The organism is Daejeonella sp., assembly GCF_036405355.1.
In the GTDB taxonomy this organism is placed as follows: Bacteria; Bacteroidota; Bacteroidia; order Sphingobacteriales; family Sphingobacteriaceae; genus Daejeonella.
Genome location: NZ_DASWXT010000127.1, coordinates 1 through 20907 on the forward strand (window position 1 = coordinate 1; position 20907 = coordinate 20907).

Below are 20907 nucleotides of genomic sequence, written 5' to 3' on the forward strand. Positions count from 1 at the left end.
TCTTTCCATGCACACCTACATTGGCGATATGGCCTCCCGGTCGAATGATGTTCTGGCATACATCAAAGGTCTGGGGAATTCCAACGGCTTCAATGGCTACATCCACCCCATCCTTGGTTTGTTCTGCAATCAATTTAGCCACATCTCCTTTAAGCGGATTAATTGTATGCGTAGCACCAAAGGTCTTTGCCACCGCAAGACGGTTTTCATCCATATCAATCATAATGATCTTTGATGGTGAATAAAACTGTGCGGTGAGCAATACAGACATGCCTATCGGGCCGGCACCTACAATAGCTATTGTATCACCAGGCTTCACCGCACCATATAATACACCTATCTCATGCCCTGTAGGCAAAATATCACTTAACATGACAAGGGCTTCTTCATTTGCTCCTTCCGGGATTAAATACAGACTGTTATCAGCATGCGGGATTCGCACATACCCGGCCTGTGTACCATCAATCAGGTGTCCAAGGATCCAACCACCATCTTCACAGTGAGAATACATCTGCTTTTTACAGTATTCACATTTACCACATGAAGTAATACAGGATATTAGAACATGATCTCCCTTTTTAAAATTGTTAACGGCATTACCTACTTCTTCAATAATACCAACACCTTCATGACCAAGTATCCTGCCTTTGGTAACAGCAGGTACATCCCCTTTTAAGATATGTAAATCCGTGCCGCATATGGTAGTTTTTAATAATTTAACTACAGCATCAGTTGGAGCAATGATCCCGGGTTTTGGAACATCCATCCATTTTTTTTCACCCGGACCCTCATATACAAGTCCCTTCATCGTTTTTACACTTTCAGTTGCCTTTGTGGCAGCCATTAGGTCATTGTTCATTTCTTTATGTTTTTATGGTAAATAAAATTGTTTGTAATAAAGATCGTCAAATACAGGCAGGGAAATAATGAGAGAGATCATTCATTTGCCTGACTCTAATCAGTTCTGAAAATTCTAAACCAGTATCTGTAAAATTTAAACAGCACAAAACTTATGGTTCTATTTGAGGTAGAAGCATTCTGCGGATTAGCAGAAGACGAATTAATCAGCAGATTTCCCCCAAAGCCTTATCTTTGCCACAACCAATTAGACCAATTATGTTAAAAGGATTTTTCAAGGTACCCCACCCGGTGAATGAGCCTGTATTGAATTATGCGCCAGGAAGCAGGGAACGTCAATTATTAAAGGATGCACTTGCTGAAGCCAGAGCTGAAGAAATTGATATACCGATGTATATTGGCGGCAAAGAGATTCGTACTAAAACAAAAGTAAAGATCAGTCCGCCACACGATCATCAGCATTTGTTGGGCATTTATAATCAGGGCACTAAACAACATGTTAGCGATGCAATCAATGCGGCACTTGCGGCAAAATCTGAATGGGAGGATCTGCCATGGGAACAGCGTGCGGCTATATTTTTAAAAGCAGCCGACCTGATTGCAGGTCATTATCGTTATAAACTGAACGCAGCAACGATGCTGGGGCAATCAAAAAATGCATTTCAGGCTGAAATTGATGCAGCATGCGAGCTCATTGATTTCTTAAGGTTTAATGTTAAGTACATGTGCGAAATCTATGAGCAGCAGCCACCTGTATCACCCCGGGGTAGCTGGAACCGCCTTGAACAAAGGCCGCTCGAAGGCTTTGTTTTTGCATTGACCCCCTTCAATTTTACTGCTATCGCAGGGAATCTGCCAAGTTCAGCAGCCATGATGGGAAATGTGGTTGTTTGGAAACCCTCCAACACCCAGATCTATTCTGCCAATATTCTGATGCAAATCTTTCGTGAGGCCGGATTACCTGATGGGGTGATTAACCTGGTATATGTTTCAGGGCCTGATGCCGGAGAAGTGATCTTCAATCATCCTGATTTTGCAGGTATTCATTTCACAGGATCAACAGCGGTATTCCAGGATATCTGGAAAACAATTGGTAATAATATCCATAAATACAAAACCTACCCACGCATCGTAGGAGAAACAGGTGGCAAAGACTTCATTTTGGTACATGGTTCAGCTGATGTTGAGGCCTCAAGTACTGCAATCCTGCGTGGGGCTTTTGAATACCAGGGACAAAAATGTTCTGCCGCATCGAGGGTTTACATTGCAGCATCTGTTTGGCCAAAAATTAAAGAATTATTAAAACGCGATCTGGCAAGCCTTAAAATGGGACCCAGCGAAGACTTCGGTAATTTTATTAATGCAGTGATTGATGAAAAATCATTTGATAAACTGGCAGGGTACATTGACAGAGCAAAGAATGATAAAGATCTTGAGATCATTGCAGGAGGCAATTATGATAAATCCAAAGGTTATTTTATTGAGCCAACTGTATTATTAACAAAAGACCCGTACTATGTAACCATGTGCGAAGAATTATTCGGTCCGGTGCTTACGATCTATGTTTTTGAAGACAAAGACTTTGAGAAAACGCTTGAAATTATAGACAAAACTTCGATTTATGCCCTTACAGGTGCTGTTTTAGCACAAGATCGCTATGTATTGACAAAAGCCACCCATGCTTTGAGAAATGCCGCAGGTAATTTCTATTTAAATGACAAGTGTACCGGTGCAGTGGTTGGGCAGCAGCCATTTGGAGGTGCCAGAGGGTCAGGGACAAATGATAAAGCTGGCTCTATGATCAATTTATTGCGCTGGGTATCTCCGAGAACAATTAAGGAGACATTTGACCCTCCCAGGGATTACCGTTACCCATTTCTGGATAAAGATTAAGTTCGAGATAAGAAAGGATAAAATAATATGGTAATAAATGGTCAGATAAGGTCTTGAGTCAAAGTGATTAGATTTTGGAAATCAATACCTGTGTGTTATAGGCTGGTTCAGCCCTTTCCTCCGGAGTATTTCCGGCAAGAAATCGCGTACTGATTCAAATTACCAATAGCCGGAAGATACCTCCTCCGGCAAGGTTTATTTCACCCAGGTTTGTATTTCATTGGGACAGGCAGCCCGGCAAAAGGACCACCTGCCATATGAAATAAACCCGGGTGGCAGCTGTAGATTTTTGCCCGGGCAGATTTTTATTTTAAAAAGGAATTTATGGGCAAAAACTACGGCAGAACACGGGATTGGCATAACCGAAGAGGCACAAACCTTGCTTTCTAAAACATGAGAAAATTATTCGATTTAAAATAGCTCATCATGATTTTATATCGCACCCACGTTAAAATAATTACTTCACTTTCGACTCATCCAGCTTGAATACTTTTCCGAGGTTTTCGCTCGATTTAGCGGTAACCTGAAGGTCCTTCACAAGTCCTGAATTAAGGTCAATTACCCAGCCATGTATCTCCAAATCCTCGCGTTCACGCCAGGCGTTCTGAACGATCGTTGTCTTACATAGGTTGTAAACCTGCTCAACTACATTTAATTCAACCAGACGATTCAGCTTGACATTCTCATCTGTAATCCTGTCCAGTTCATTACTATGCAAACGGTAAACATCTTTGATATGCCTGAGCCAGTTATCGATAAGTCCGAATTGTTTATTGCTTAATGCGGCGGCTATACCCCCGCAACCATAGTGTCCAGCAACAATAACATGCTTAACTTTCAACACATTAACAGCATAATCGAGTACGCTTAACATATTCATGTCTGAATGCACGCAAACATTCGCAATATTACGGTGCACAAAAACCTGACCTGGCTTTGTATTGGTAACCTCATTTGCAGGTACCCGGCTATCCGAACATCCAATCCACAGGACATCAGGTTCCTGTCCGGCGGCCAATTTGGCAAAATATTCAGGGTCTTTTGCAGTTTCCATTTCCACCCAGTCACGATTCCCCTGAAGTAGTTCTTCGTAAGCCCGTTTTTGTCTTTCGATCCTGTTCTCTGACATCTCTTCTGACTGTTCTTTAGTTTCCCGAATATTAGGCATTTTAATTAATTTTTTGTGCTTTATGTACAAATTCTTTCACATTCGGAACATCATAGTGATCCCGGATATTAAGTGTTTCAACTATTGTACCCTTAGAAAAGGCACTGTGTTTAAAATTATGGATAATCTCAAGCACATCTTTATCAATAAACAATGAATCAGAACCGTCAATAATCACATGTGATTCTCTTGGCAATTTCAGCAAAGTTTGCTGAATAGCAGCCTTATTTAAAAATGAAACTTCTTGCGCCAGCTTAATCCTGATCACATTCTTTTCACCGTTCTTTTCTATTTTGTAGAAATAAGAGTTCCTGAGATTGGTTCTGAGAATATAAAAGATCCCAATCATCATTCCGAAAGCTACACCCTTAAGCAAATCTGTAAACACAACAGCAAGTACAGTAACTATGAAAGGAATGAACTGGTCCCTGCCATTCCGCCACATTTTCTTAAACAAGCTGAGTTTAGCCAGTTTATACCCGGTAATCAGAAGGATAGCAGCCAGACTCGCCAATGGAATTTTGTTAAGTAGAAACGGAATAAAGAGCAATGAAAGTAATAGCCAGAAACCATGTAAAAACGCCGACATTTTTGTTTTTCCTCCCGAATTCACATTCACTGAGGAACGCACAATTACTGAAGTCATTGGCAGACCACCTAATAGGCCACTCGTCATATTTCCAACACCCTGAGCTACCAATTCCCTGTTTGTAGGAGAGACCCTTTTGTACGGATCCACTTTATCAACGGCTTCTATGCATAACAGCGTTTCGATACTGGCAACAATGGCAATTGTAAAGGCCACGGTCCATACATCTTTGTTTCCGATTTGTGTAAAATCAGGAAATACGAATAACGCCATAAACTCATTATAAGAGCCAACAACCGGAATGGTAACCAATTGCTCCGGACTAAGTGCCAGAGCGGTATTCTGGAATACCATACTTAGTACAATTCCAAGAATCACAACCAAAATTGCTGCAGGAATAGCACTCAACTTTTTGATCCCAGGCCAATAGATCATTATCAGCAGTGATAAAATACTGATGATTACTGCGCCGTAACTTATCATATCAAGTGAAGAAAGCAGGGCCGAAAAAGTATTTTCATGATTGGGCTGTATGAAGCTTTGATCACCCTCAAAATCTGAATCAAAGCCCACAGCATGTGGAATTTGTTTCAAAATAAGAATAATCCCAATTGCAGCCAGCATCCCTTCTATTACGGAAGAAGGAAAATAATTTGCTATAATTCCTGCTTTCAATATTCCAAGAAAAATCTGAAGTATCCCGGCAAGTACAACTGCAAGCAAAAATGTTTCATAGCTACCAAGGGAAGCAATTGCGCCAAAGACAATTACTGTTAAACCTGCGGCAGGGCCACTAACGCTAAGCTGAGATCCGCTGATAGATGCTACTACAATACCGCCAATTACACCAGTTAATATGCCGGCAAACAAAGGTGCACCTGAAGCAAGTGCAATTCCCAGACATAAGGGCAAGGCAACCAGGAATACAACAATACTGGCAGGCAGATCTTTTTTTACAGTGCTTGCAGCGAAGTACTGACTAAAATCAAATATTGAATTTTTCTTTTCCATTAAAACTAATTTAGAGGTATTGAATTTTTTTGTTCTTTTTATCGCCTGCCCGGTATTTACAGACAGAATCATTTATGATTAAACCATTATTTATATTGACAGTATTTAACTTAGAGAGTCTGATATTCACTTTCCGCATTAAAATGTTCCAAATCAAACATCTCGTCGAAAAAATCAACATCACCTGTACTTATATCATACATGCCTCCGATAATTCCGATTTCCTGATTTTGAAGAAGATCCCGGATAATATCGCTTCCATTGATTATGCTTTCAATTTGTTTATGAACATTGTTATGTAATACATTATTCAAAAAAACTTGATTAGAGCCATTACGATTACTGAGGGTTTCCTTTTCAGCTTCAATTGCAGGATTAATATGTTTCAATAATACTTCAAGGTTACCCATTTGAACATTATTGCAGGCGGCGGTTACTGCCCCGCAATTGGTATGTCCAAGTACCACTATTAGCTTACTTCCCAATACTTCACAGGTATATTCGAGACTTGCAATGGCTTCCGGACTTGCGACATTACCAGCAAGGCGAATGCTAAAAATATCACCAAGGCCCTGATCAAATATCAGTTCTGTAGCTAAGCGTGAATCACTGCAATTCAAAACTGCAGCGAAAGGCCATTGCCCTGTAGCTGTTTCCATGATGATTTGCTGATTATCCCGATTATAGCTGAGGTTTTTACAAAAGCGGCTATTCCCATCCTTTAAAAACTCCAGTGCCAGACGCGGTGTGAGTAATTCCCTTGATTGTTCTTTATGATGTCTCATTCGTTAAGTTGCTGTATATGAATTAATTGATAATAAAATTCCCGCCAGAAAATAGCAGAATTACGGATTTTTAACGCTGTATAAGACAATTGAAAAAATTCAGGAGAATTATTCCATTTTTTTAATAAATGAAAATTGCCGGAATCAACTAATGATTGAACAGGGAATTAATGATCTTCAAAAAAAAATGAAATTGTAATGAAGCGTTAAATCAGATTTAACAGTTCGGAGGAGGTGTGGGAACAGATGGGAAAAATGGTTCTATTAAAAACTGACTTCTTGCACTGTATTTTTTCAATGCAACAGTAGTTTGAGGGCTAGACAGGTTAAATTTAAATATACCACTCAACCATTCCCCTTTATTTAATGATTCTTTAGCCTGATCAACACCTTTTGATGCATTTGTTTCAATCTCAAGCTGCATAATTACAGCATTGACAATTCTGTTATCAATATGATCGGCGATTAAAGGTGCAATGGATATCGCCATCTTTGCGAAAAAGATGAATAAAAAGACGAAACTGAATAGTTTTTTAGCGAATTCCTTCTTCATCCAACTTAACCCTCAGAATTATATGCTTTCAATATCACATCACAAAGCTAACACAAACTATTACCAATGTATTAAAAATAAGAAAATTTATGAAATCGTTACATAAAATCAACACCCGGAAAAACAAATCAGATACCGAGTTCAAACTGGGCTAAAACACCCCATTTATTTCCGGGATGTTTGAGCGCATAAATACGATCCGTAGCCAAGTAATTCAGGTTGAGCTGCATCTTAACCCTGTGCTTATTCAAATATTTTGTCGCGCCCAATTCGAGTATATTTTTTTTGTCTTCATGAGCCAGGATTTTAACTGAGGGAGTCAGTCGTGAATACCTGAACGCAAACTCAATATTAGACGGAAAGATATAAGAAGCCTGGTGGTTTATTCCATTTCCGGTAAAAGCATATCTCAGGCTACCGGATGTATTAAAGGTTAGTGGATTATCAACATGCCTTTTAATATATTCTACTGAATACGCCCAGCCTCTGTACTTGCCAATTGCATCAATCATCCAGGTTGCCATATCGACTGGTCTGTAAAGTTCCTTACCCAGCTGACCACCGGTCCTGTTCGTTTTCTTATTCATGCTGTATCCTGCAGCAATTGAGATTTTTGGTCTAGGTTCCCGTTCAAGGTCACCCTCCGAATAATCACCATCACCTGTAAAAGAACCCAATGGTAAAAATTCTATACGACCTGTATAGGCAAGGCCATTATCTGTTGAATTTACACTTCTTCCTTCTCCTGTTGTGATTGCACCTTTTAAATGAAAATCCATTTCACCGATCTTATTATGATAATAAGCTTTAAGTCCGAAATCACGATCAATAGTCATGGTTCCATTTACTATAGAACGATCTGCAAACTGCAACTGACCTGATGAGTTAACCCTTTGTCTGTTTCCCGGCAGTTTATTCTGCCCAAATCCCATGTAAAATTTTGGAGTAAAATGATAGAAAATGATTGCATCCCTTACAATATTGGCAATTCCTGTATTATCAACATCCTGATCACCCCGGGTAAATGCAAGTTGTACACTATAGGTTAATTTAGGATTCATGATGAACCCATCGACACGCATTCTTAATCTGCGAACACGCGCTTCATATTCATTAAAACTGAGATCAGAACCCGAAGTAGTAAAAGCTCCGATTCTGTTCTGCATCCTGAAACGAAAATTAATATAGAATGATGAATCGGGTGATTTATATTGTAATCCTTTAAAATTATTGATCATTGCACGTTCATCCCTTTCCCTTTGCGCAAAAACATTAGTAAAAATCAGGGATAAAACAACAATTGAAAGAAGTCTGAATATGGGCATCGAATTTTTTTTTCTGCGAAATTAACGATTATTTAACACTATTTTAATCCTGAAAGAACATCCTGAAAGTTTGAACGGAAATTCTTAATTACATGCAATTTTTAATTTCCATGAATAGAAAAACAAGCAATTTTCAATTGCTTTATGCATTTTTTAGTATTTTCACGATTCTGAAAAACCAATAATAATCCTGCAAATTGTGGATAAAAGAACTCAAATATTAAAGAAGAAGCAAGAAGCAGCCCTGCTGGGTGGTGGCAAAGCGAGAATTGAAAGTCAGCATAAAAAAGGCAAACTAACTGCCAGAGAGCGATTGCATTTTTTGCTGGATGAAGGTTCTTTTGAGGAGATCGGGATGCTGGTGATGCACCGTTCAAAGGACTTTGGAATGGAGAAGGAACATTACCCAGGTGATGGAGTTGTAACAGGCTATGGCACCATTAATGGAAGGCTTGTTTATGTCTTTTCGCAGGATTTTACTGTTTTCGGCGGTTCACTTTCAGAAACTCATGCAGAAAAGATCTGCAAGATCATGGATCTTGCAATAAAAAATGGCGCACCTGTAATCGGCTTGAATGATTCGGGAGGGGCCCGGATTCAGGAAGGAGTTGTTTCATTGGGAGGCTATGCAGATATTTTTTACCGGAATACCATGGCATCGGGAGTTGTCCCGCAGATCTCGGCAATAATGGGCCCCTGTGCAGGAGGAGCTGTCTACTCTCCTGCCATTACTGATTTTGTGCTGATGGTTGAGAACACCTCTTATATGTTCGTCACCGGGCCAAATGTCGTGAAAACTGTCACTCATGAAATTGTCAGTTCCGAAGAACTGGGTGGTGCCGCTGCGCATGCCACCAAATCAGGTGTCACACATTTTGCCTGCAGCAATGAGCTTGATGCGATCAATCATGTAAAAAAACTGCTCTCATTCATGCCGCAGAACTGTGAGGAAACAGCTCCATCAATTGCGTATGAAAGCACAGATGAATCAAGGCCAAAACTGGATGATATTATCCCTGAAAATAATTCTCAGCCCTATGATATCCGCGAGGTAATTTCGGAAGTATGTGATGAGGGTAGCTTTCTGGAAGTTCATAAAGACTTTGCCGAAAATATTGTGGTTGGCTTTGCAAGACTGGCGGGCAGAAGTATAGGTATTGTTGCAAATCAGCCTGCTTTTTTGGCGGGAGTTCTGGACATTAAATCTTCTGTAAAAGGCGCACGCTTTGTCCGTTTCTGCGACAGTTTTAATATTCCGCTTCTGGTTCTTGAAGATGTTCCCGGCTTCCTTCCGGGTACTGATCAGGAATGGAATGCGATCATTACAAACGGTGCTAAATTATTGTATGCATTCTGCGAAGCTACTGTGCCAAGAATAACAGTAATTACCAGAAAAGCCTATGGAGGTGCTTATGATGTGATGAACTCCAAACACATTGGCGCAGACATGAACTATGCCTGGCCTGGAGCTGAAATTGCAGTAATGGGAGCTAAAGGAGCAGCCGAAATCATTTTTAAGAAAGAGATCAGCTCTGCAGAGGACCCAAATGCGCGCTGGATAGAAAAGGAAAAAGAATATTCAGACATTTTTGCGAACCCATACAGAGCCGCCGAAAGAGGTTTTATAGACGAGGTTATTGAGCCATCCCAAACCCGGGAAAAGCTGATCAAAGCATTTAAAATGCTGGAGAATAAGGTGGTTAATAATCCAAGGAAGAAGCATGGGAATATGCCTTTGTAAACGGACTTACACATGTCTCATATAGAACAAATTCCCCCGGAGCTTACCTGGCGTATTCGCCGGCAGATTTTGTATCCGGATCAGGAATTCGGAAAGGCTATTCTTGACAATGATGACGATGGTATGCATCTGGGCTTATTTTATGAGAATAAGCTGATTAGTGTGGTTTCGTTATTCAGGAAAGAGAATGAGATGCAGTTACGCAAATTTGCAACGATTGAAGAATACCAGGGCAGAGGCTTTGGCACTGAACTATTAAGATATCTGATCGAAATAGCGGAAACAGAAAATTGCGAACGGATCTGGTGCAATGCACGCAAAAATGCTTCGGGTTTTTATGCTAAATTTGGTTTTGCAGAAACCGATAAAGCCTATCATAAGGATGGACATGATTTCGTGATCATAGAAAAAATTTGTTTTAAGAATCAGAAACAATGAACGACATTCTTCAAACCCGCCAATTTGAAAACTTAATTTTTGAATTAAGAGGTTTTAAGGTAATGATCGATATGGATCTGGCATCGCTCTATGAAACTGAAACTAAACGATTAAAAGAACAAGTCAAAAGAAATAAGGATCGTTTCCCTGATGACTTTATGTTCGAATTGACTTTGGAAGAAAAAGAACAAAGGTCGCAAATTGTTATAAAAAAGTTAAAGAGCTGGTTGATAAGATCAATCAGGTTTACCGATTTTTATTGAATACAATTGAAATCAGTAATAGCAGCATAGAGTCGGTTGGCTATAAATTAAAATCCAAGAAAGAACAGAAATAATGGCAAAGAAAAAAGAGCAGAAACATATTCCGGTAGTCACTAAGAAATCACTGGAATTTTTTGAAAAATACATCAATAATCCCTCACCTACCGGTTTTGAGTGGGAAGGTCAAAGAATGTGGCTTGATTATATAAAACCCTATACTGATGAGTATATGGTTGATAATTATGGTACCGCAGTGGCAGTAATTAACCCTAAGGCTGAATTCAAGGTTGTAATAGAGGCTCATGCTGATGAGATCTCCTGGTTCGTTAATTATATCACCAAAGAAGGATTGATTTATGTGATTAAGAACGGAGGATCTGACCATCAGATCGCTCCATCCAAAAGGGTTAACATTCATACTGATAAAGGAATTGTCAAAGCATTATTTGGCTGGCCTGCTATCCATACCCGTAGTGGTGAAAAAGAAGAAACCCCAACCTTAAAAAACATTTTTCTGGATTGCGGATGCACTACAAAAGAAGAAGTTGAAGAATTGGGAATACATGTTGGTTGTGTGATTACGTACGAAGACGAGTTTATGGTCTTGAATGACCGTTACTATGTAGGCAGGGCGCTTGATAACCGTGCCGGTGGGTTTATGATTGCCGAGGTTGCCCGTCTGCTCAAAGAGAACAAAAAGAAATTACCTTTCGGACTTTATATCGTAAACTCTGTGCAGGAAGAGATCGGATTACGAGGAGCAGAAATGATCGCTCACCGGATCAAACCGAATATCGCGATCATCACCGATGTGACACATGATACCCAAACTCCGATGATCAATAAGATCACCCAGGGCGATCTTGCCTGCGGAAAAGGGCCTGTAGTATCCTATGCCCCTGCCGTTCAAACCAATCTGAATAAATTACTGATCAAAGCAGCTGAAGCTAATAGTATCCCCTTCCAGCGCCAGGCATCTTCGCGCTCTACCGGAACTGATACCGATGCCTTTGCATACTCAAATGACGGGGTAGTTTCTGCATTGATCTCCCTCCCATTGCGTTACATGCATACCACAGTTGAAATGATTCACAAAGAAGATGTAGACAACGTAATCAGACTGATTTATGAGTCTTTGCTGAGTATTGAGGTTGGACATGATTTTAGATCGATAAAATAATTGAGAATTGAGAGTGGAGAATTGAGAATTGAGAGTGAGAACCAGGAATCAAGAATCAGGAGCCAGGACTAAATCCTGCTTCAGATGAAACCCGATAGCTATCGGATTGTGGTTTTGGAAGAATTATAAACAATGAACCAGTATTTACTGATAACCGACAACAGGCAACTATATATGAAAAGAATCATCATCCTGTTAACGGGACTAACGCTAATTTACAGTTTTGCATCAGCGCAGGATATTCAGGGTTATCAAAAGCCTCCTCAGCCAATTCTCAGTTCATTTGAGTCGCCTTTAAGCCCGGTTGTAAGGATCAGCACAGATGGTGAATGGATGCTCCTGCTCGAAATGGAGGATCTGCCTTCCATAGCAGAACTGTCCCAGCCCGAGCTGCGCCTTGCAGGCCAGCGAATAAATCCTGCCAACAACGGACAAAGCCGCGGTACAGCATACAAAGGCCTAAAAATTCTGGCGGTTAGTACCGGAACCGAATACACACTTAGCGGACTTCCGGATGAACCCCGGCTGTCGGAAATCACATGGTCACCTGATGAAAGCAAGCTTGCCTTTTTACACAATGGGCCAAAGGGTATCGAACTATGGGTAGCTGATCTGAAATCCTCTCAGGCTAATCGTTTAAGTATCTTTTATATAAACAATACTTACGGTAATAGCTTTATCTGGAACCCTGATGGGAAAAGCATTCTTGCCAAATTCGTTCCTGACGACAGGGCAGCTTTATCTGCCCAAAATATAAGTCCGGATGCGCCTTTAATACAGGAAAATACCGACAAATCAGCCCCTGTTCCAACCTATCAGGATCTTTTGAAAAATCCATACGATGAAAAACTTTTTGATCATTACTTCACATCGCAGTTAAAACAGGTTGATCTGCAAGGACAATCAGCCAATTTCCTGCAGCCTGCGATCATACGCTCTATGGAATATTCACCTGATGGAAAGTATTTACTAATGGCGAACATCACCCGTCCCTATTCTTATCAGGTTCCGATAAATGCTTTCCCTTTTACAACTTCCATCTTCGACGATGAAGGAAAGCTGGTGAAAAAACTTCATGAAGCACCCCTGGCAGAGAATATCCCTGCCGGATTTGACGGAGTTCCCAAAGGACCAAGAGCATTTGGATGGAGGGCAGATAAAGGAGCCGTTCTATACTGGGTTGAGGCGCTTGACAATGGAAATCCGGCACAACAGGCCACTATCCGTGATATAGTATACACACAGCCCGCTCCATTTAATCAATACCCGCTTAAACTTGCGGATTGTTATTTCCGTTTCAATTCGATTGTATGGGGTGATGATAAAGTAGCTATCCTGACCGAACGCTGGTGGAAAACCCGTTTTGAGAGAAGATCTTTCATTAAACCTTCCAATGTAAACTTCAGGGTTAATCTCTATGACCGCTATTTTGAAGATGGTTATGGAGATCCCGGAGTAATCCTAACCCGAAAAAATGAGTTTAACAGAAATGTACTTTTGACAGAGTTCAATGCGCTGAAAAGAATCAGTGATCCCGACAATGTCAATATTTTCACCATTAGTGATGGCGCTTCACCCGAAGGCGATCGTCCGTTCCTTCAAAAGTTCAATATCAAGACCAAACTGATGGACACTTTGTTCCGATCAGTTTCTCCCTATTATGAGCGGCCGGTATTCTTTAACAATGGGAAATTCATGATAAATAGCAGGGAAACCAGTGACACGGTCCAGAATTATTTCAGGATCAATCTCGAGGATAAAAGCTATACCCGCTTAACTAATTTTAAAGATCCTTATCCTGAACTGAAGGGCGTTAAAAAGCAGCAGATCAGCTATAAAAGGCTGGATGGAATTACATTGGGGGGAACACTATATTTACCTGCAGGATTCAAAACAGGAGATTCACCCATGCCTGTATTGATTTGGGCCTATCCAAGAGAATTCAAGACTGTAGCAGCAGCCGGACAGACTAAAGGTTCTCCACATAAATTCAGCATTATTGGTAAAGCGTCGCCCGTGTATTGGGTAACCAGAGGATATGCCGTACTTGACAATGCAGATATGCCGGTAGTAGGGGAAAGTAATACGGAACCCAATGACACTTTTGTAGAGCAAATCAGGTATAACGCAGAAGCAGCGATTAACCACTTGGTGGAAATGGGGGTAGCCGACCGAAAGCGGATTGCAATAGGCGGGCACTCCTATGGTGCATTCATGACAGCCAATCTATTAGCCCATACCGACCTTTTCGCAGCAGGCATCGCCCGAAGTGGGGCCTACAACCGTAGCCTGACTCCATTTGGTTTTCAGGCCGAAGAACGTACTTTCTGGCAGGCACCTGCAGTTTATACCCGGATGTCACCATTTGCCTTTGCAGATAAAATTAAAACACCGATTTTGCTTATTCATGGGCAGGCAGATAATAATACCGGGACATTCCCAATGCAAAGTGAACGCTTTTATACAGCATTAAAAGGGCACGGAGCCACTGCCCGTCTGGTACTATTACCATCCGAATCGCATGCTTATCAGGCAAAAGAATCATTAATGCATATGCTTTGGGAAATGGACAGATGGCTTGAGAAATATGTAAAGAATAAATAATTCGCAATTGTACATTTTAATTTACTTTAGTGAATGGTCTGAGTTTAGCACAATTCCTTGATCAAATCTGTTTAATTTAATTGTATGGATAGAGTTTCAAATTTTACTGAGAAGATAAAAACCTCTTATACCACTAAAGGGGAGAGTATTTATTTGGGAGCTGGTATACTTGACGGCGAAATCATCGCTGCTGCTGAGGTAAATCTTTCATTGAAAATGATGAATCGCCACGGCCTGATAGCCGGTGCAACCGGTACAGGAAAAACCAGAACGCTTCAGCTTATTGCAGAACAGCTTTCTGATGCCGGAGTTCCAGTTTTCATGCTGGATGTAAAAGGCGATCTCTCAGGTTTGAATCAGGCAGGATTTAGCAACCCGAAAATTGAAGAAAGAGCAACAGCATTGAATATTAACTTCAATCCATCAGGATTTCCAGTTGAGCTATATTCATTATCCGGAAAGAAAGGTGCCCAGATGCGGGCAAGCGTGCTTGAATTCGGTCCGGTGCTCTTATCGAAAATTCTGGGTTTAAATGAAACTCAATCGGGAGTGATGGCAGTTATCTTCAAATATGCTGATGATAATAAGCTACAACTTGTTGATCTCGACGACCTGAAAAAAGTAATCTCATATCTTTCGGGCGGACCCGGAGCCGCCGAAATTAAAGAGAGCTATGGCAGTATTTCAGGATCTACTTCGGGGACAATACTCCGAAAAATAGTTACTATAGAACAACAAGGACTTGCTCAGATATTCGGGGAAAAATCATTTGATATACAGGATATGTTTAGTCGCGTTGATGGTAAAGGGGTAATCAGTCTCCTGAACATCTCAGACGTGCAGAATCAGCCAGTTTTGTTTTCAACTTTTCTGTTAAGTCTGCTGGCCGAAATATTTTATACAATGCCCGAAGCCGGTGATATTGAGAAACCCAAGCTGGTTTTCTTTTTTGATGAAGCACACCTGCTGTTCAAAGATTCACAAAAAGCTTTCCTTGAGCAGATAGAAACGATCATCCGACTGATTCGTTCAAAAGGTATTGGCGTGTTTTTCTGTACCCAAAGTCCGATGGACGTTCCTGATACTGTACTTGGGCAACTTGGCAACAGAGTCCAGCATGCTCTGAGGGCATTTACTCCGAATGATGTAGAGGCCTTGAAAAAAACTGTAAACACCTATCCCCGATCCGAATTTTATGAAATAGACAGGGTTCTTACCTCGCTTGGTACAGGTCAGGCATTAATTACTGTACTGAATGAAAAAGGAATCCCAACAGAGGTGGTTGCAACACATTTAATCCCGCCAAGAGCAATTATGGGACCGATGTCTGAAGCTGATTGTGACACCCTGATGCAATCGAGCCCACTTTATCAGAAGTATCAGGAAGTGATCGACCCAATCAGTGCCTATGATATTCTGACCCAGCGTATTAATGAAAAAATGGCGGCAGATGAGCAAGTGAAAGAGCAGGCAACAGAAAACAAACCAAGTGCAAGGGCTGAGAAAAGCACTTTCGAAAAAGTAATTAATGCTCCTATCACAAGGCAAATCGGCACGGCTATTGTGAGAGGTTTGTTCGGGATGCTTACAGGCAAAAAACCCCGTATAAGATATTAAGGACAGATAAATCGTTTATCTTTGTACAAATCAAGGTTAAACCTGAAAAGATCAAATTTACACTCAAATAATAGCATGAAACCTACTTTAGTGATCCTGGCAGCTGGAATGGCGAGCCGATATGGCAGTATGAAACAAACCGATGGATTCGGACCAAATGGAGAGACCATAATTGAATACTCTATTTACGATGCAATAATAGCAGGATTTGGTAAGGTAATTTTTGTCATAAAGGAAGAGTTTGCTGAGAATTTTAAAGGCATTTTTGAACCTAAATTAAAAGGAAAGATAGAAACAGGTTACGTTTTCCAGACGTTTGACCTGAAGCCTTTCGGCATCGATATTGAAATTGAGAGATCAAAACCATGGGGTACTGCACATGCAGTTTTGGCAGCAAGAGATGTTGTTAAGGAGCCTTTTTGTGTAATCAATGCCGATGATTTTTATGGCCGTGAGTCTTATCAGAAAATGTGTGATTTTCTGAAAAATGGAGTCTCTGATACTCAGTTTTCAATGATCGGATTCCAGATTGATAAAACACTTTCAGAACATGGACATGTTTCAAGAGGAGTATGTGAAGTCGATGCAGACGGCAATCTTGCTGAGATTCATGAACGCATTAAAGTATACTTTAAACCTGATGAATCAGGTAATAAAACCATAGTATTTGAAGAAGAAGGCCGGGAGTACCCGATAAGATCAAATTCAAGAGTTTCAATGAATTTCTGGGGCTTTACACCAAAAATATTTGAATTATCTGCAGGTATTTTCAAAGAGTTTGCTCTTGCAAATACTGATAATCCCAAAGCTGAATTTTTCATTCCGCTTGCAGCTGAAAGGCTGATAAGAAATGGTCAGGCAAGTTTTAAGGTCATCCCGACACAAAATCAATGGTTTGGGGTAACCTATGCCGAAGATAAGCCTATTGTACAGGAATGTATTGACAGGCTGGTTGCTGCAGGTGAATACCCACAGGATTTGTGGAAATAAAGATTGAGAATTGATGCGGACTGATCTCTGAATCAGTTCGTATCAATTTGATTCAAATCTGCCTGTTTAATCAATCCTTCCCAGCAATAAGCCTCGCATTTAGCTGTGAATCAATCCAGCGGTTCCAATCATCCTGCTTAGCCTTGTTAATCCCGTGATTGGTTTCCTGATCATATCGCTGTTGTAAGCGGTTCATCTCACGGTAGAATTCAAGATATTCAAAGTTGATGATACCCTCATAATTATCAGGATTTAGTTTCTCTGAAAGCAGCTTCAGCTTAAACCGTTCCGAAATTAATTTAACCAGATCAAAATGCCGTTGTTCATGATTAAGACTATAAGTACTTTTTATCATAGGGAATGCCCATGAAGCACTTCTTATCATATAAACTTTAAGAACTATCTGAACCTGAATAAGTCCACCCTTAAATTCACGCTGCATATCATAACCGAAAGATGGAAAAATAGCCGCCTGAAATCTGGTATTCTGAGGAGGTTTGGCCTGAAAGTCATTAAAACTTAACGATCTTCCTTTTTGATAATAAACAGTATCAGGATCCTGCTCCTGATAATTCCGAAATGAAAGTTTCAGTCCTTTGGCAAGTAAAATATTTGTCGTCGCTTCCTTTTTCATCCAGTTATGAATATACTTCAAACTATTTCCAAGAACCTTTCGGAGCGCGGGTTCGATATATTCCAGATTATTAATTGAACGGGTATATTTCAGGTTCATACTATAGGTAGTCAGAGGCTGGGTTCCCCAGTCTTTTTCAAACTCAAACTGAACTTTCAAAGTCAATTGACCTGATACATGAGTACTTTCATTACTTTCCCTGATTATACATTCAAGAATACGGATATTGAGTGGTCTTCCTTCGGTATTCCGTGGTAATCCATTGATCATAAAGTTAGAAAGGGCAATTTTACTACCCCCGCTAAGATCTGAGGGATAGCTTTTCATCTTTCCGCTTACATCCTTGTACCATAAATTGGCATATACCTGTCCCGGTGGACGCGCATCGATTACTCTTTCGATATAATAATCCCAATTACCGGTCAGAACTTTCTCAGTCTTAAGCCGTATCGGTTCGGGCTGGGCAAAAACAGTTGAGGAAGTAAACAAAATACTTACTAACAGCAGGATGACTGAAAATTCCGGGCGGTTTTTCACTTTAAATGAACGAACTGGAATTGATAATGTTGTTTACTCAATTGACAGTTGACAATTGATAGTTGACAATTGTAATTTCTGAGTAACGAATAAATATCCGTCTTGTCCTGGTTCCTGACCCGATAGCTATCGGGTCTCAATACTCAATACTAAATACTAAATACTAAAAAAGGCTGCCCCCTCTAGGAAACAGCCTCTTTTTCAGAAGAAATAATCTTACTTCTTATCGTCTTCTTTTACTTCTTCAAAGTCTACATCAGTGACATGATCACCTGCATCCTGAGCTGAGGCATCACCCTGAGGAGCGCCCTGACCTGCACCGGCTTCCTGAGAAGCTTTGTACATTTCTTCTGATGCAGCATTCCATGCAGTTTGAAGCTCTGCCTGAGCAGTATCAATTGATGCGAAATCTTTAGCAGCATGCGCATCTTTCAATTTTTTCAAACCCTCTTCAATAGGTGCTTTTTTATCATCTGCTAATTTATCACCGTATTCTTTGAGTTGTTTCTCGGTTGAGAAGATCAATGCATCAGCCGCGTTCAGTTTCTCAACTTCTTCACGTGCTTTCTTATCCGACTCAGCATTAGCTTCTGCCTCATCTTTCATTTTCTTGATCTCTTCATCAGTTAAACCTGAAGAAGCCTCGATACGGATTTTCTGCTCTTTATTGGTTGCTTTATCTTTTGCAGCTACGTGTAAGATACCATTAGCATCAATATCAAAAGTTACCTCGATCTGAGGAATACCACGTGGTGAAGGTGGAATACCATCCAGATGGAAACGTCCGATCGTTCTGTTCTGATTAGCCATTGGGCGCTCACCTTGAAGGATATGGATCTCAACAGAAGGCTGATTATCAGAAGCTGTAGAGAATACTTCAGATTTTTTTGAAGGAATAGTAGTATTTGCTTCGATCAGCTTGGTCATCACACCACCCATAGTTTCGATACCTAATGAAAGCGGGGTTACATCAAGAAGCAATACATCTTTAACCTCTCCGGTCAAAACACCACCTTGAATAGCTGCACCGATTGCAACAACCTCATCAGGATTTACACCTTTAGAAGGCTCTTTTCCAAAGAAGGCTTTAACTGCATCCTGGATTGCAGGAATACGGGTAGAACCACCAACCAAAATGATTTCATCAATATCAGATGTGCTTAAACCAGCATTCTTAAGTGCTTTTTTACAAGGCTCTATCGTGCGTTTGATCAGGCTGTCAGCCAGTTGTTCAAATTTTGCACGGGTTAATGACTTAACAAGGTGCTTAGGCATACCATCACCGGCCGAAATATAAGGCAGGTTAATCTCTGTCTGGGCAGTGCTTGATAATTCAATTTTAGCTTTCTCTGCGGCCTCTTTCAAACGTTGTAAAGCCATAGGATCTTTACGCAGATCTATACCTTCATCACTCTTGAATTCATCAGCCATCCAGTCGATGATTACTGCATCAAAGTCATCACCACCCAGGTGAGTATCACCATCAGTAGATTTAACTTCAAATACACCATCACCCAATTCAAGAACAGAAACGTCATGTGTACCACCACCACAATCGAACACTACAATCTTCATATCCTTATGGGCCTTATCCAGACCATAAGCAAGTGCTGCTGCAGTAGGCTCGTTTATGATCCGGGATACTTTTAATCCTGCAATCTCTCCGGCTTCCTTGGTTGCCTGACGCTGAGCATCATTAAAATATGCAGGAACAGTAATTACCGCTTCATTTACCTCATGACCTAAAAAGTCTTCAGCAGTTTTCTTCATTTTTTGAAGAATCATTGCTGATATCTCCTGTGGAGTGTATAAACGGTCGTCAATTTTTACACGGGGTGTATTATTATCGCCCTTTACTACCTGATAAGGTACTCTTGCTATTTCATTTGTTACCTCACCAAAGCTATTACCCATAAATCGTTTGATCGAAGAAATGGTTTTGGTTGGGTTGGTAATCGCCTGACGTTTCGCCGGATCCCCTACCTTACGCTCTCCATTATCTACGAATGCTACAATTGAAGGGGTAGTACGCTTACCTTCACTGTTTGGAATAACTACAGGCTCATTACCCTCCATTACTGATACGCATGAATTTGTAGTTCCTAAGTCTATACCAATTATCTTTGCCATATATTAAATCTTTATTTGTTACAGTTTATTAATGTCTAATTATCAAGCCTTGTGCCAAATGATCTATAAACCGAATTGACAGTATTATATTCTCCAAGGCTGCAAAAACAGGGTTTTGGGAAATGACAGGATGGCAGATTTAGTTGAGAGCGGAGAATGGAGAGTGTAGAATGGGAAATAGGGAAAAGGAAATAGAGAATTGATAGTTGAGAATGAGAGTTGAGAATGGGGATTCTTGAGGAACATAAATATTTCCGCCTTGTCTTGATACTTGATTCTCAATACTCAATACTAACAAAAAAAGCCCCTTTCGGAGCTTTAATTCTTGGTTAGTTGTATTAAATTTATTGTTGTGTTACTGTATATACTACCGGTACCACATTTAAACCTGTTGCTTTTCCTGCGTATGCACCGCCTGCACCAATCAGGTAAGAAATATTGAATTTGTTCGTAGAGTTTGAACCACTCCATGAAGTGTTTGCTGCTGTAATAACTGTTGCTGCTGTTCCACCTGATACCGGCAAAGTTACTGCTGAACCGTAAGTAATACCTGCTGTATTACCACTGTTTGTTGCTCCTACTGCTGAAGTG

General features: G+C 40.5%; 17 protein-coding genes. 8 read left to right on the forward strand and 9 right to left on the reverse strand.

Features of this window, described 5'->3' with window-relative positions:
• Positions 1–859 (reverse strand): alcohol dehydrogenase catalytic domain-containing protein (locus tag VGE44_RS15710; protein WP_331080883.1); only part of this gene is annotated, 859 nt, incomplete at its 3' end.
• Positions 860–1116: 257 nt separating this feature from the next.
• Here VGE44_RS15710 and pruA point away from each other — a divergent pair.
• On the forward strand, positions 1117–2751 hold the full coding sequence (gene pruA / locus VGE44_RS15715; protein WP_331080885.1) for an L-glutamate gamma-semialdehyde dehydrogenase: 1635 nt from the start codon (positions 1117–1119) through the stop codon (positions 2749–2751).
• Positions 2752–3208: 457 nt separating this feature from the next.
• Here the strand turns inward: pruA and can are convergent, their stop codons facing one another.
• From can to VGE44_RS15740, 5 genes are all read right to left on the reverse strand, one after another.
• Entirely contained in the window at positions 3209–3880 is a 672-nt protein-coding gene (gene can / locus VGE44_RS15720; RefSeq protein WP_331080915.1) for a carbonate dehydratase, read from the reverse strand.
• A 40-nt stretch (positions 3881–3920) separates the two neighbouring features.
• On the reverse strand, positions 3921–5519 hold the full coding sequence (locus tag VGE44_RS15725) for a SulP family inorganic anion transporter (protein WP_331080887.1): 1599 nt from the start codon (positions 5517–5519) through the stop codon (positions 3921–3923).
• A 110-nt stretch (positions 5520–5629) separates the two neighbouring features.
• Positions 5630–6304 (reverse strand): carbonic anhydrase, encoded by a 675-nt coding sequence (locus VGE44_RS15730; RefSeq protein ID WP_331080889.1) that lies wholly within the window; start codon positions 6302–6304, stop codon positions 5630–5632.
• A 217-nt stretch (positions 6305–6521) separates the two neighbouring features.
• Positions 6522–6857: a hypothetical protein gene (locus VGE44_RS15735; RefSeq protein WP_331080892.1), complete on the reverse strand. Its 336-nt coding sequence runs from the start codon at positions 6855–6857 to the stop codon at positions 6522–6524.
• A 128-nt stretch (positions 6858–6985) separates the two neighbouring features.
• Positions 6986–8182 carry a porin gene (locus VGE44_RS15740; RefSeq protein ID WP_331080894.1) on the reverse strand — a complete coding sequence of 399 codons (1197 nt, stop codon included), beginning with the start codon at positions 8180–8182 and terminating at the stop codon, positions 6986–6988.
• Positions 8183–8381: 199 nt separating this feature from the next.
• Here VGE44_RS15740 and VGE44_RS15745 point away from each other — a divergent pair, with 199 nt between their 5' ends.
• The 7 genes from VGE44_RS15745 (at position 8382) to VGE44_RS15775 (ending at position 17015) form a co-directional block, all read left to right on the forward strand.
• Positions 8382–9923: an acyl-CoA carboxylase subunit beta gene (locus VGE44_RS15745; protein WP_331080897.1), complete on the forward strand. Its 1542-nt coding sequence runs from the start codon at positions 8382–8384 to the stop codon at positions 9921–9923.
• 12 nt (positions 9924–9935) lie between these two features.
• Positions 9936–10361, forward strand: coding sequence for a GNAT family N-acetyltransferase (locus tag VGE44_RS15750; RefSeq protein ID WP_331080899.1), 426 nt, complete (start codon positions 9936–9938; stop codon positions 10359–10361).
• Positions 10358–10624, forward strand: a complete 267-nt coding sequence (locus tag VGE44_RS15755) for an ORF6N domain-containing protein (RefSeq protein ID WP_331080901.1) — start codon at positions 10358–10360, stop codon at positions 10622–10624. The genes VGE44_RS15750 and VGE44_RS15755 overlap by 4 nt, the downstream gene beginning before the upstream one ends.
• Before the next feature lie 73 nt (positions 10625–10697).
• Complete coding sequence (locus VGE44_RS15760; protein WP_331080903.1) at positions 10698–11804, forward strand: M42 family metallopeptidase; 1107 nt, start codon at positions 10698–10700, stop codon at positions 11802–11804.
• A 174-nt stretch (positions 11805–11978) separates the two neighbouring features.
• Positions 11979–14408, forward strand: coding sequence for a S9 family peptidase (locus VGE44_RS15765; RefSeq protein WP_331080904.1), 2430 nt, complete (start codon positions 11979–11981; stop codon positions 14406–14408).
• An 84-nt stretch (positions 14409–14492) separates the two neighbouring features.
• Positions 14493–16025, forward strand: coding sequence for a helicase HerA-like domain-containing protein (locus tag VGE44_RS15770; RefSeq protein WP_331080907.1), 1533 nt, complete (start codon positions 14493–14495; stop codon positions 16023–16025).
• A 75-nt stretch (positions 16026–16100) separates the two neighbouring features.
• Positions 16101–17015, forward strand: a complete 915-nt coding sequence (locus VGE44_RS15775; RefSeq protein ID WP_331080909.1) for a nucleotidyltransferase family protein — start codon at positions 16101–16103, stop codon at positions 17013–17015.
• Between the two features lie 70 nt (positions 17016–17085).
• Here VGE44_RS15775 and VGE44_RS15780 read toward each other — a convergent pair whose 3' ends face one another.
• From VGE44_RS15780 to VGE44_RS15790, 3 genes are all read right to left on the reverse strand, one after another.
• On the reverse strand, positions 17086–18186 hold the full coding sequence (locus tag VGE44_RS15780) for a hypothetical protein (RefSeq protein ID WP_331080911.1): 1101 nt from the start codon (positions 18184–18186) through the stop codon (positions 17086–17088).
• 216 nt (positions 18187–18402) lie between these two features.
• The gene (gene dnaK, locus VGE44_RS15785) at positions 18403–20316 is read right to left on the reverse strand and encodes a molecular chaperone DnaK (RefSeq protein ID WP_331080913.1); all 1914 of its coding nucleotides are present in this window, start codon (positions 20314–20316) and stop codon (positions 18403–18405) included.
• Positions 20317–20660: 344 nt separating this feature from the next.
• Positions 20661–20907: hypothetical protein (locus tag VGE44_RS15790; RefSeq protein WP_331078252.1), on the reverse strand; the 247-nt coding region annotated here is incomplete at its 5' end.